The organism is Pedobacter terrae (assembly GCF_900100705.1).
In the GTDB taxonomy this organism is placed as follows: Bacteria; Bacteroidota; Bacteroidia; order Sphingobacteriales; family Sphingobacteriaceae; genus Pedobacter; species Pedobacter terrae.
On record NZ_FNCH01000003.1, the window covers coordinates 214,302 to 227,669 of the forward strand.

The following is a 13,368-nucleotide window of genomic DNA, read 5'->3' on the forward strand; positions in this document are numbered from 1 at the left end:
CATGAAGAAATCAATCTTATATACCCTAATTGCACTTATTGGTTTTTCTATTTTAACACAAAGCGGGTTTGCCCAAAAGAAATTATCTGAACAGTTAACCCTAACTGCGATGGAAAAACTGTTTCAGGATACTACATTGTTAAAAGGTGCTAAGGGCCCCAAATGGACCTACGATATGGGGGTTGTGTTGGAAGGTGCCGCTGCTGTTTGGCGCAATACCGGCGACGGAAAATATTTTAAGTACATCCAAAGTTCGATGGATGCTTATCTGGATAAAGAAGGTAATATTGCCACGTATAAACCAGATGATTTTAATATTGATAACATTAAAAATGGTCGCTCATTATTGTTATTGTATCAAGTTACCGGGCAGCAAAAATACCTGTTGGCAGCAAATAAATTATATGATCAACTGCAGAAACAACCGCGCACCAAAGAGGGTGGTTTCTGGCATAAGAAAATTTATCCAAACCAGATGTGGCTGGATGGTTTGTACATGGGCGAACCATTTTATGCAGCGTATGCCAGGCTGATGAAAAAGGATGCTGCTTTCGATGATATTGCCAGGCAATTTATCCTGATGGAGAAAAATGCCCGCGATATTAAAACAGGATTACTTTATCACGGTTACGATGAAAGCAGAGCAGAGCAGTGGGCCGATAAAAAAACCGGGCGTTCGCCAAATTTCTGGGCCAGGGCAATGGGCTGGTATATGATGGCTTTGGTTGATGTGCTGGATAATTTTCCGGCCGATCATCCGCAACGGAAAGAGCTAATCGCCATTTTAAACCGTACGGCAACTGCAACGGTAAAATACCAGGATCCAAAATCGGGAGTTTGGTTTGATATTTTGGATATGCCAACCCGTAAAGGGAATTATCTGGAAAGTTCGGCTTCCAGCATGTTTGTATATGGCTTGGCCAAAGGAGTACGTAAAGGATGGTTAACTCCATCTTTTATGGCTGCTACAAATAAGGGCTATGCTGGTTTAAAGAAAGAATTTATCGAAAAAGCAAGCGATGAAAGGGTAAACCTGACTAAAACTGTTTCTGTATCTGGTTTAGGTGGAAAGCCTAAATACCGTGATGGTAGCTTCGATTATTACATCAGTGAAAAGGTAATTACCAATGATCCAAAAGGAGTTGGCGCATTTATCTGTGCTGCTGCAGAAATAGAAACAGATCAGCTGCCAAAACCAGGTAAAGGTTTAACCGTTACCGTTGATAATTTCTTTAACAATGAATATATGGTTGGCCCTACCGGAGATAAAATCCCTTTCCACTACCTCTGGGAAGAAGAGGATAACAACGGATTTTCTTTATTCGGAAAAATCTTTAACGATGCGGGGGTAAAAACCAATACGCTTAAAGCTGCGCCAACAACAATTAACTTAAAAGGCAGTAATATTTACATGATCGTAGATCCGGATACTGAAAAAGAAACGGTGAACCCAAATTTTATGGATGCTGCACATGCTAAACAGATCAGTGAATGGGTAAAAGCTGGTGGCATTTTGGTACTGCTCTTAAATGATGTGGGCAATTGCGAAATTTCAAAATTTAATGTTCTTCCGGAAACCTTCGGAATCCATTTTAACGAAGATAGCCGTAATAAAGTTCAGGGTGCGAATTTTGAACAAGGGGCAATAAAAATTCCTGACGGAAATGCTATTTTTAAGACAGCCAAAAAAGTATATATCAAAGAAATATCGACTCTTGTGGTTAAAAATCCGGCAGTTTCTGCGTTAACTGATAAAGGAGATGTTATTATTGCCACTGCAAAATATGGCAAAGGAACAGTTTTCGCGGTTGGTGATCCATGGTTTTATAATGAATATATCGATGGTAGAAAATTACCTGCTGAATTTGAAAATTTTAAAGCCACAAATGATTTGGTAAACTGGCTGATTAAGCAGGTGCCGGGGAAGAAATAGGTTTATTACCACAGATGAAGTGGATGAACACAGATAAATATTGTTTGTGGAGACACGAACCACGGCATAAAAAGTAATTCTTCCGTGTTAATCTGTATCTCCGTGGCAAATACTAACCATGGCGTAAAAATAAAATTATTGGCTTATGTTTTCATAGACCACGGCACAAACAAAATGATGAAAATAAAATTATTGTTAACCTTGATATGCAGCACTTTATTGTTATCGTGTTATGCCCAACAATCTGTTGATTCTACAGCAGATAAAATGCTGGTTTATCAATTAGGCAATGGCGGTTGGCCAAAGCAGCTGGAAGATAAAAGCGTGGTTAACTACGATGCCGTTTTAACACCAGCCTTGTTGGCCAAAATAAAGGCAACTAAAGATTTACATGCTACTTTCGATAATAAAGCTACCAGTAGAGAAGTGGTTTATCTGGTAAAGGCGTATAAAAAAACACAGAACAAAGCTTATTTGGCTGCTGCAGAAAAGGGACTGGACTATATTTTGTCGGCACAATATGCCAATGGTGGCTGGCCACAATATTATCCTGACCGGTCCTCTTACCGATCGGAGATTACTTACAATGACGACGCCATGATCAATGTGTTGAACATATTGCAGGATGTTGCCATGCAAACGAACGATTTTGATGTGGTAAATCCAGCCTACATTAAAAAAGCAGAAAAAGCAGTGGCGAAGGGCATAGATTGTATTTTAAATACACAGGTAAAACAAAGGGGTGTTTTAAGCATTTGGGCCGCACAGTATGATCATGATTCGATGTTGCCTGCAAAGGCCAGGGCATTTGAGCCAGCCTCATTGAGTACGAGCGAGTCAGTAGGAATTGTCCGCTTTTTAATGAGGATCAAAAATCCTTCTGCTGCAGAAAAAAATGCAATTACATCAGCGGTAAAATGGTTCGATACCTATAAAATTGTAGGCTACCGTTTTGATCGGCTGAAAAATCCTAAAACCAATAATAAAACTGCGGCTTTGGTTGCAGATTCCGCTGCAATTGCCTGGGCACGGTTTTACGACCTTGATAAAAATACCCCGGTTTTTGGCGATCGCGACAACACAATCAAAACAAAATTAGAAGAATTAAGTCCTGAAAGACGCAACGGATACGCCTGGTATGGCAACTGGGGACAAAAATTAATTGAAAAAGAATACCCAAAGTGGTTAAGCACGAATGGCAAATAAATAGAACTATAGCTCGGTACAAAGAGATTATAAATTTCACATAGCACTTTGTGCCTTGGTGATCAAATAACATTAATAATGATTTTAAACAAAGAAAATTTAAAAAACATTAATGGCGAAAAGGTTACAAAACCTACTGCCGAAATATTAACCTTACCAGAGAAGGTAATCCAGTTTGGTACAGGTGTTTTACTGCGTGGTTTACCCGATTATTTTATTGATAGGGCCAACCAGAAAGGGATTTTTAACGGGCGTGTGCTTGTTGTTAAATCTACATCAAAAAGCGGTGCTGATGCATTTTCTAAACAGGATAATTTATACACGCTATGTGTAAAAGGCATTGAAGATGGCGTTAGTGTAGAAGAAAATTCCATCAATGCTTCAATCAGCAGGGTTTTATCGGCTTCGCAAGATTGGACAGAAATTTTAAAAGCTGCACACCAGCCCGAAATGCAAGTTGCAATTTCGAATACCACAGAAGTGGGTATTGTAAAAAGTGAAGATAAAATCACCGATCATCCGCCACAGTCTTACCCGGGCAAACTGCTTGCTTTTTTGCACGAACGCTACAAAGCTTTTAACGGATCAGCTGAAAGTGGAATGGTGATTGTTCCTACAGAACTCATTAGTGATAATGCCGACAAACTAAAAGAAATTTTGCTCGATCTGGCTATCCAGAATAAATTGGGCTGGGATTTCGAAAACTGGTTAAAAACAGCAAATTATTTTTGTAAAACCCTGGTTGATCGGATTGTGCCAGGGAAACTCCCGGAAGCAGCACATAAAGCCACTGAAAGCGAACTGGGTTACGAAGATGAACTGATGATTATGGCCGAACCTTTCAGGCTTTGGGCAATCGAATCATCAAGCGAAAAAGTGAAGGAAGTATTATCTTTCGCAAAGGCAGATAAAGGCATTTTCATTGTTCCTTCCATTGATAAATTTAAAGAACTAAAACTCCGTTTGCTTAATGGTACACATACGATAAGCTGCGGTTTGGCCATTTTAGCAGGCTTTAATACGGTAAAAGAGGCAATGGCGAATAAAGATTTTTCGTCCAATGTATTAAAATTAATGAAAGATGAAATTGCGCCTGCGGTGGTGAATGAAGATATTACCTACAACGAAGCAATTGCCTTTGCAGAAAGTGTGATCGACCGTTTTAGTAACCCATCTTTAGAACACCAATGGCAAGCCATTACGTTAAATTTTACTTCAAAAATGCAAATGCGTAATATGCCCCTGATCAGAAGATATTATGCTTTAAAAAATGAAGTGCCACAGCTTACCGCTTTAGGTGTCGCCGCTTATATTCTTTTCATGAACGTGAATAAAGATGGCGAAACCTACACCGCCAGTGCAAATGGAAAAACCTACCCTATACAGGATGAATTTGCGGGGGTGTTACACGATTATTGGAAAAATCCTGAAACCGTTGTAGATTATACCCTTGGCGATATACGCCTTTGGGACAAAAACCTGAACGATTACCCTGGCTTTAACGCGGCCGTAAAATATTATGTTGATTTATTGCAGAACAAGGGTGCAAAAGAAACTTTAAGTAACTTGCATTCAGAAACAACAATTTAAAATGGTTACCAGAATTTTAAAAATCCATCCTAACGATAATGTATTGGTTGCGCTGCAAAACCTAGCAAAAGGCGAAACTGTTATCCACGATGGACAGGAATATATTTTACAAGATGATATCCCGGCCAAGCATAAATTTTTTATGCAGGATATGAATCCAGGCGATCACATTATGATGTATGGCGTATTGGTTGGAAAAGCGCAACACTTCATTCTTAAAGGGGGATTAATGGACACCGAAAATACCAAACATGCATCTGATCCTTTTGAATTTCGTCCGTACCATTACGAATGGCAGGCACCAGATGTGGCTAAGTTTGAAGGCAGAACCTTTAACGGTTACATTCGTAGTGATGGCCGCGTGGGTACTGCAAATTATTGGTTGTTTATTCCGACCGTATTCTGCGAAAACCGAAACCTGGACGTCATCCGCGAGGCTTTACACAACGAGTTGGGCTATGCAGTAACGGATAAATATAAATCATATGCACACCAACTGGTTGAGGCTTATAAAAATGGTGAAATTTTAGGTGAGGCTGATCCGGATTCTATCGGTTTGGCTAATCCATCTGCTGACCGTGTGTTTAAAAATGTTGATGGCATTAAATTTTTAAATCATCAGGGCGGTTGTGGTGGCACCCGTCAGGATGCTGCCGTATTAAGCAAGTTATTAGCTGCATATGCCGATCATCCTAATGTTGCTGGTGTAACCGTATTGAGCTTAGGCTGCCAGAATTTGCAGGTGCACGATTTTATGGAAGACCTGAAACAACGTAACCCTAATTTCGATAAACCTTTATTTGTTTTTGAGCAGCAACAATCGCAGAGCGAAGAACAACTGGTAAAAGAAGCCATCCGTAAAACCTTTATCGGTTTAACAGAAATCAATAAAATCGAACGTCAGCCGGCACCATTAAGCAAATTGGTATTGGGTGTAAAATGTGGCGGTAGCGATGGTTTTAGCGGAATCAGCGCCAACCCTGCTGTGGGTTACACCTCCGATTTATTGGTGGCCCTGGGTGGTACTGTGCTCCTTGCTGAATTTCCTGAACTTTGTGGTGCAGAACAACAATTGATTGACCGGACCAAAGATGAAACAGCCGCACGTAAATTTATTCAGTTGATGACAGCCTACAATCAATCGGCAGAAAATGTAGGTTCTGGGTTTTTTATGAATCCCTCACCAGGTAATATTAAAGATGGTTTGATTACCGATGCCATAAAAAGTACCGGAGCAGCCAAAAAAGGTGGAACATCTCCTGTAGAAGATGTTTTGGATTATACTGAGCCTGCTACAAAACCTGGCTTAAACCTGGTTTGTACACCCGGGAATGATGTAGAGGCGACTACTGGAAAGGCCGCATCAGGTGCGACATTAATTTTGTTCACTACTGGCTTAGGAACGCCTACAGGAAATCCGGTTTGCCCAACCATCAAGGTATCAACCAATAATGCTTTAACCAAACGCATGAGCGATATTATTGATATCAATTGTGGTCCGGTGATAGAAGGGGAAAAAACCATCGAACAAATGGGCGAAGATATCCTGGAATATTGCATTAGAGCAGCCAGCGGCGAAGTAATTCCTAAGGCCGTATTGCTTAATCAGGATGATTTTATTCCATGGAAACGGGGGGTGAGTTTATAGTCCGAAGTCGGAAGACTGAGGTCGGAGGTTTGCGTGGCTATCCTTGCAATCGCCTTTAACCTGCTGTTGCCGCGGTCTGTGTCCCCACAGACCGCCAATAGATAAAATATAAATTGAGTCTTGGTCTGTGAGGACACAGACTGGGATAATATAATTACATAAATAGAAAAATAACAGATAATCCTTTTTAATCAGCTTAAACCGATTATCTAATAGCTCAAATTACATAGCATGAAATCTTTTTTAGACGAAAATTTTCTTTTGCAAAGCAAAACTGCTGAAAAGCTGTATCACAACTTTGCAAAATCATTGCCAATTATCGATTACCATAATCACCTTATTCCGGAGCAGATTGCCAATAATACGCAATTTGCCAATATCAGTCAGGTTTGGCTTGCCGGCGATCATTACAAATGGAGGGCAATGCGAGCCAATGGTGTGGATGAAAAATACATCACTGGAATAGGATCTGATTTTGAAAAATTTGAAAAATGGGCCGAAACCGTTCCTTATACTTTACGCAATCCACTATATCATTGGACACATTTAGAGCTTCAGCGCTATTTTGGAATAGAAGATCTGTTATCGGGAAAAACGGCACAGAAAATTTTCGACGAATGTTCAGCTAAACTGCAAACTCCAGAATATTCAGTTCGTGGTTTATTGGCAAAAATGAATGTAGAGGCCGTTTGTACTACAGACGATCCTTTAGATAGCCTGAACTTTCATCAACAACTGGCCAGAGAAGGCGCTAACCTTAAAATGTTACCGGCCTTCCGCCCCGATAAGGCCATGAACAGTGATGATATTGAAGGCTTAAATGAATATATCGACAAACTGGAAAGTGTCGCCGATAAAACAATCAGTAGTTTTCAGGATTATATTGATGCTTTAAAAAGCCGTCATGATTACTTTTCGGCAAATGGCTGTTCAGTTTCTGATCACGGTTTAGAGCAGATTTATGCTGAAGATTATACCGAGGCCGAAATTGCATCAATCTTTGATAAAATCCGCAGTAAACAAAATATTTCGTATGGAGAAAACCTGAAATTTAAGTCGGCTATGCTGGTTTATTTTGCAGAATGGGATCATGAAAAAGGTTGGGTACAACAATACCACCTTGGTGCTTTGCGTAATAACAATGCACGTATGCTAAGACAACTAGGACCTGATACCGGTTGGGATTCAATCGGCGATTTTAGCCAGGCACGTATGCTTTCTAAATTCTTAAACCGCCTGGATAATCAGGATAAACTGGCCAAAACCATTATTTATAATCTTAATCCAGCCGATAACGAATTAATTGCCACCATGATCGGTAATTTTAACGATGGCTCTATTGCAGGTAAAGTGCAGTTTGGTTCGGCCTGGTGGTTTTTAGATCAAAAGGATGGGATGATCAAACAGTTAAACGCACTGTCGAACATGGGACTTTTAAGCAGAATGGTAGGTATGCTCACCGATTCGCGCAGTTTCCTTTCTTTCCCACGTCACGAGTACTTCAGGAGGATTGTTTGTAACCTTTTCGGGGAAGATATTGAGAACGGCGAATTACCTAACGATTTGGAATGGGTGGGCAAAATTGTTCAGGATATTTCGTATTTTAACGCAAAAAACTACTTTAAATTTTAACTAAAATCAGGCTTTAGGAAGGTATTTTGTTGGAATCAAATCATTTCAATCGTTTTCCTTTCATTTTCATTCGGTTGCAGAAAACAGTATGAAATATGCCGATCAGAACTAAAAATGAACACCCAAATCTTCGATTCAGCTGAAAAAGGAAAAAAAGTTTTAAGCTTTGGTGAAATACTTTTACGCATCTGTCCGGATATGGATGGTGCATGGTTAAAAGAAAATAAACTTCCATTTTATGTGGGTGGGGCCGAGCTTAACGTAGCCACTGCCCTGGCTTTATGGAATGTGCCTTCAGCCTATCTTTCGGCTGTGCCAGATAATTCAGTTACCCGCGAAATTGTTGATTACCTTAATGTGCGCAATATTGATACTACCCCTATGGTTTACCATGGTGAACGTTTAGGTTTGTACTATTTGCCTAAAGGGAAAGACCTTAAAAATGCAGGGGTAATTTACGACCGGGCCAATTCGGCCTATGCTGATTTAAAAGTTGGACAGATTAACTGGGACGAAGTTTTTGAAGATGTAGCCTGGTTCCATTTCAGCGCCATATGCCCGGCCATTAATCAGAATATTGCCGACGTTTGTTTAGAAGCATTAAAAGCCGCAAGTGCAAAAAATATAACCATATCACTTGATTTAAACTATCGTGCAAAGCTCTGGAAATATGGAAAGGAACCGATTGATGTTTTGCCAGAACTGGCTCAGTATTGTACACTGATTATGGGTAATGTTTGGGCAGCCAATAAAATGTTGGGCATTGCACTTCATAAAGATTTAATACCAACAGATGGTTATGCAAAGGAAACGTTACTGCAACAGGCAACTGATACTTCTAAAGAAATATTAAGTTTGTTTCCGGCGTGTAAAGCGGTGGCCAATACTTTCAGGTTCGATCATGGAAAGGGTATTCGTTATTATACCGCCATTTATACCAACAATGAATTAACGGTTTCTGAAGAATATGTTTCGGAAGAAATTTTAGATAAGGTGGGTAGTGGAGATTGTTTTATGGCTGGCCTGATTTATGGCTTTTACAATCAACTACCGGCCCAAGAAATGTTAAATTTTGCCACCGCCGCAGCATACGATAAATTATACATTCCAAGTGATGCTACAACCAGTACTGTAGCTGATATAGAAAAAAGAATAATACGATGATGAGCAACAAGCACAAAATTTTAGATGCCATTTTAGAGCAGGGCATGTTACCGCTTTTTTATCAGGATAGCGAATCGGGTAGTGTAGAAATATTACGCACTTTGTATAAAGCGGGTGTTCGTGTTTTCGAATACACCAATCGTGGTAAATCGGCATTGTCAAACTTTAAAAAGTTAAAAGAAATCCGTGATGCAGAAATGCCCGATCTTTATCTGGGTATAGGTACCATTAAAACGCCTGCCGATGCAAATGCTTTTATCGAAGCTGGAACAGATTTTATTGTGGCTCCGATCGTAAATCCGGCAGTTGCCGAAATTGCAAATAAAATTGGTATGCTTTGGGTACCAGGTTGTATGACGCCAACTGAAATCAGCGTGGCACAAGAACACAAAGCCATGCTGATCAAAATTTTTCCGGCAAATATTTTAGGCCCTGAATTTATTTCATCAATTAAAGATCTTTTCGCCGGGCAGCTATTTATGCCAACAGGTGGTGTAGAAATTGATGCCGAAAATTTAAAAACCTGGTTTAAAGCCGGGGTTTGTGCTGTAGGTATGGGCAGCAAATTAATTAGTAAGGATGTGATGAGCAAAGGGCTTTACGATGAGCTTCACGATCATACACAGCTGGCACTCGAACTTATTAAGCAAAGTAAATAACCTCAATCCCCTAACCACAAACAACCGAAATGAGCCAACCAAAAATCAGCAATTACAGATGGACCATATGTGCCCTGTTATTTGTTGCAACTACCATTAACTATTTAGATCGACAGGTACTATCCCTTACATGGAAAGACTATTTTGTTCCCGAATTTCATTGGACAGATAGTGACTATGGAACCATTACAGCCTTATTCTCTCTTTTTTATGCCGGATCGATGTTGGTTGCAGGACGTTTTGTTGATTGGATGGACACTAAAAAAGGTTTCCTTTGGGCAATCGGAATTTGGTCGGTAGGTGCTTGTATCCATGCTTTTTGCGGTATTGCTACTTCAGGCATCATTACCGGTACGTGGGTGATGAGTTTTGCAGGTGCAAAAGAGGCGCTGTCTACTGTGGGCAATACTACGTTAATTCTATCAACCAGTCTTTCATTATTTATTTTTGCCCGTTTTGTGCTGGCCCTTGGCGAGGCAGGAAATTTTCCGGCAGCCATAAAAGCTACAGCCGAGTATTTTCCCAAGAAAGATCGTGCATTTGCGACCAGTATTTTTAATGCAGGGGCAACAGTGGGTGCTTTGGCAGCCCCTGTTACCATTCCGTACATTGCCGATGCATATGGCTGGGAAATGTCGTTTATTATCATCGGCGCTTTAGGTTTTATCTGGATGTTATTCTGGATTTTACTTTACGGTAAACCAGAACATCACTCACGTGTAAATAAAGAAGAATTAGCCTATATCCAGCAAGATATTGTGGCACACGAGCAAATTAGCGAAACGGTTACCGCAGCATCGCCCGTAAAAAAACTATCCTTTTCAGATTGCCTTAAGTTTAAACAAACCTGGGCTTTTGCTTTTGGTAAATTTATGACCGATGGGGTTTGGTGGTTTTATCTGTTTTGGTCGCCAGCCTACCTGAAAGATATTTATAAAATGAGCGGCACAGAAAGTGCTTTCCCCTTATTTATATTATATGTTATCACCTTGTTATCGATTATTGGCGGGTGGTTACCATCCTATTTTATTGGCAAGAAAAATATGAATCCTTACGATGGCAGGATGAAATCCATGTTGATTTTTGCATTTTTTCCTTTGTTAGCCTTATTGGCCCAGCCTTTAGGCCACTATACCTACTGGTTGCCAGTAATTATTATTGGTATTGCGGGTGCCGCACATCAGGCTTGGTCGGCCAATATATTCACCACCGTGAGTGATATGTTCCCGCGCCAGGCTATTGCTACTGTAACCGGAATTGGTGGTATGGCCGGAGGAGTAGGATCATTTTTTATCAATAAAGGTTCTGGCGTGCTGTTTACTCATGCAGCTGATACACAAATGACTTTTATGGGGTTCCAAGGTAAAGAAGCTGGTTATTTTATCGTTTTCTCTTTCTGCGCGGTGGCTTACCTAGTTGGCTGGGTGGTAATGAAGACACTTGTTCCAAAATATAAAGTAATAGAATTTAAATAATTTAACCTCCAAAAGATTTAGGCAATATTATTGTGTCTAAATCTTTTGATGCTTTTTTTAAAATTTAATCTATACTTAAACTATAGATTTAACATTAATTTAACCCTAACAGCAAATAAAATTGAGTACAACGCTAAACCTCGAAAGTATTTTCGTTGAAGAGAGCCAGATTCCAGATGAATTTAGGCTCAAGGAAGAAATCAATCAAAAAGAGTTTCTTTCTAATGGAGAAATGAAACCATGGAACGGACCATTTAATGAAGTGTTTTCTCCGGTATGCATAAAAACCCCTGAAGGTTTAAAACGTAAGCGTATTGGTAGTTTTCCTGTTTGTACAGAGAAAGAGTCGACAGAAGCTTTAGATGCGGCCGTAGCCGCTTATGACAACGGTAGGGGGCAGTGGCCAACCATGAGTGTTGCCGATCGCATCAGTTGTGTAGAAAATTTTACACATAAAATGATTGAGCAAAAGGAAATTGTTGCCAAACTGATTATGTGGGAAATTGGAAAATCGTATGCTGATTCGGTTAAAGAATTTGACCGTACGGTTGAATACATTTACGCCACCATTGATGCGTTGAAAGATATCGACAGGCAATCATCCCGTTTTGAAATAGAGCAGGGAATTGTGGCCCAGGTGCGCCGTTCTCCGCTAGGGGTGGTACTTTGTATGGGCCCATTCAACTATCCGTTAAACGAGACTTTTACTACACTTATCCCAGCTTTGATTATGGGCAATACGCTTTTATTCAAACCACCTAAGCATGGTACCTTATTGCACTATCCTTTACTGGAGGCTTTCCGTTCAAGTTTCCCTAAGGGTGTGGTGAATACCATTTATGGTCGTGGTAATACCATCGTTCCGGGTCTGATGAAATCTGGTAAAATTAATGTGCTTACCTTAATTGGTTCAAGCAAGGTTGCCAACGAACTAAAAAAACTGCACCCTAAGGTAAACCGTTTAAGGGCAATTTTAGGTTTAGATGCAAAAAATGCAGCCATCATCACTAAAGATGCAGATCTTGATCTGGCCGTTTCTGAAACGGTGCTGGGTTCGCTTTCTTTTAACGGACAACGTTGTACCGCCATTAAAATCGTTTACGTGCACCGCAGTTTGGCGCAGGAGTTTTTAAAGCGTTTATCGGCCGAAGTAGAGAAACTGAAATTTGGCATGCCTTGGGAAAAAGGAGTTAACCTTACACCACTACCTGAGCTTAACAAACCTGAGTATTTAAAAGAATGTATTGATGATGCCGTGGCACATGGTGCTAAAGTGATCAATAACAATGGTGGACAAACCCTGGAAACTTTTGTTTATCCAGCTATTGTTTACCCTGTAAATGGTAATATGAAACTTTATCGGGAAGAGCAGTTTGGGCCGATTGTTCCGGTTGTACCATTTGATGACCTTGAAGAGCCTATTGAGTATTTAATTGATTCGCCGCACGGCCAGCAGGTAAGTATTTTCAGTAACAATGCTGCGGTAATTTCTTCGTTGATTGATCCTTTGGTAAATCAGGTAAGTAGGGTAAATATCAATTGCCAGTGTCAGCGTGGACCAGATGTATTCCCTTTCACCGGTCGTAAAGACAGTGCCGAAGGTACACTTTCTGTAGTGGATGCCTTGCGTTCGTTCTCGATCCGCTCTCTGGTGGCAACCAAATTTACGGATGATAATAAAAAGTTATTGAATGAAATTGTTAAAGGAGATGATTCTAACTTTTTAAGTACGAAGTATATTTTTTAAAAGATCAGTTATAATAAACAAGCCGCAAAACACAGGTGTAAATCTGTGAGTTGCGGCTTTTTTGTCTATCGTCCTCGTTTGTAACGATTAGCGAGATCCGCATTTGTAATGCAGTATTATGCTACTGGCGATACAATCGCCATTCTCAGCATCCTCGTTGCAAACGAGGACGATGATCATATTTATACGCCTAATTCTGTTTACTTAGTGAATTTCTCGGTGCACTCGGTGATAAAAAGATCCTTCACTACGCTACCATCGACAGAATCTTATAGAAGGATCGTCATTCTCGCGCATGCGGGAATCTTAAAGCG

General features: G+C 40.2%; 9 protein-coding genes. All 9 read left to right on the forward strand.

The features are described 5' to 3' along the window. Position 1: 1 nt before the first annotated feature. The 9 genes from BLR60_RS05795 to BLR60_RS05835 all read left to right on the forward strand — a co-directional run bounded on the left by BLR60_RS05795 (position 2) and on the right by BLR60_RS05835 (position 13,054). Positions 2 to 1,933, forward strand: coding sequence for a glycoside hydrolase family 88 protein (locus BLR60_RS05795; RefSeq protein WP_090497723.1), 1,932 nt, complete (start codon positions 2 to 4; stop codon positions 1,931 to 1,933). 102 nt (positions 1,934 to 2,035) lie between these two features. Further along, positions 2,036 to 3,139 carry a pectate lyase gene (gene pelA / locus BLR60_RS05800; protein WP_244155598.1) on the forward strand — a complete coding sequence of 368 codons (1,104 nt, stop codon included), beginning with the start codon at positions 2,036 to 2,038 and terminating at the stop codon, positions 3,137 to 3,139. 78 nt (positions 3,140 to 3,217) lie between these two features. After that, complete coding sequence (locus tag BLR60_RS05805; protein ID WP_090497726.1) at positions 3,218 to 4,729, forward strand: tagaturonate reductase; 1,512 nt, start codon at positions 3,218 to 3,220, stop codon at positions 4,727 to 4,729. A gap of 1 nt (position 4,730) precedes the next feature. After that, the gene (locus BLR60_RS05810; RefSeq protein ID WP_090497728.1) at positions 4,731 to 6,377 is read left to right on the forward strand and encodes a UxaA family hydrolase; all 1,647 of its coding nucleotides are present in this window, start codon (positions 4,731 to 4,733) and stop codon (positions 6,375 to 6,377) included. Between the two features lie 231 nt (positions 6,378 to 6,608). After that, positions 6,609 to 8,009 (forward strand): glucuronate isomerase, encoded by a 1,401-nt coding sequence (uxaC, locus tag BLR60_RS05815; RefSeq protein ID WP_090497729.1) that lies wholly within the window; start codon positions 6,609 to 6,611, stop codon positions 8,007 to 8,009. Positions 8,010 to 8,123: 114 nt separating this feature from the next. After that, positions 8,124 to 9,173 carry a sugar kinase gene (locus tag BLR60_RS05820; protein ID WP_090497731.1) on the forward strand — a complete coding sequence of 350 codons (1,050 nt, stop codon included), beginning with the start codon at positions 8,124 to 8,126 and terminating at the stop codon, positions 9,171 to 9,173. Continuing rightward, on the forward strand, positions 9,173 to 9,832 hold the full coding sequence (locus BLR60_RS05825; RefSeq protein ID WP_090497732.1) for a bifunctional 4-hydroxy-2-oxoglutarate aldolase/2-dehydro-3-deoxy-phosphogluconate aldolase: 660 nt from the start codon (positions 9,173 to 9,175) through the stop codon (positions 9,830 to 9,832). The genes BLR60_RS05820 and BLR60_RS05825 overlap by 1 nt, the downstream gene beginning before the upstream one ends. A gap of 29 nt (positions 9,833 to 9,861) precedes the next feature. Continuing rightward, complete coding sequence (locus BLR60_RS05830) at positions 9,862 to 11,307, forward strand: MFS transporter (RefSeq protein ID WP_090497734.1); 1,446 nt, start codon at positions 9,862 to 9,864, stop codon at positions 11,305 to 11,307. 121 nt (positions 11,308 to 11,428) lie between these two features. After that, positions 11,429 to 13,054, forward strand: coding sequence for an NADP-dependent glyceraldehyde-3-phosphate dehydrogenase (locus tag BLR60_RS05835; RefSeq protein WP_090497737.1), 1,626 nt, complete (start codon positions 11,429 to 11,431; stop codon positions 13,052 to 13,054). Positions 13,055 to 13,368: the final 314 nt, after the last annotated feature.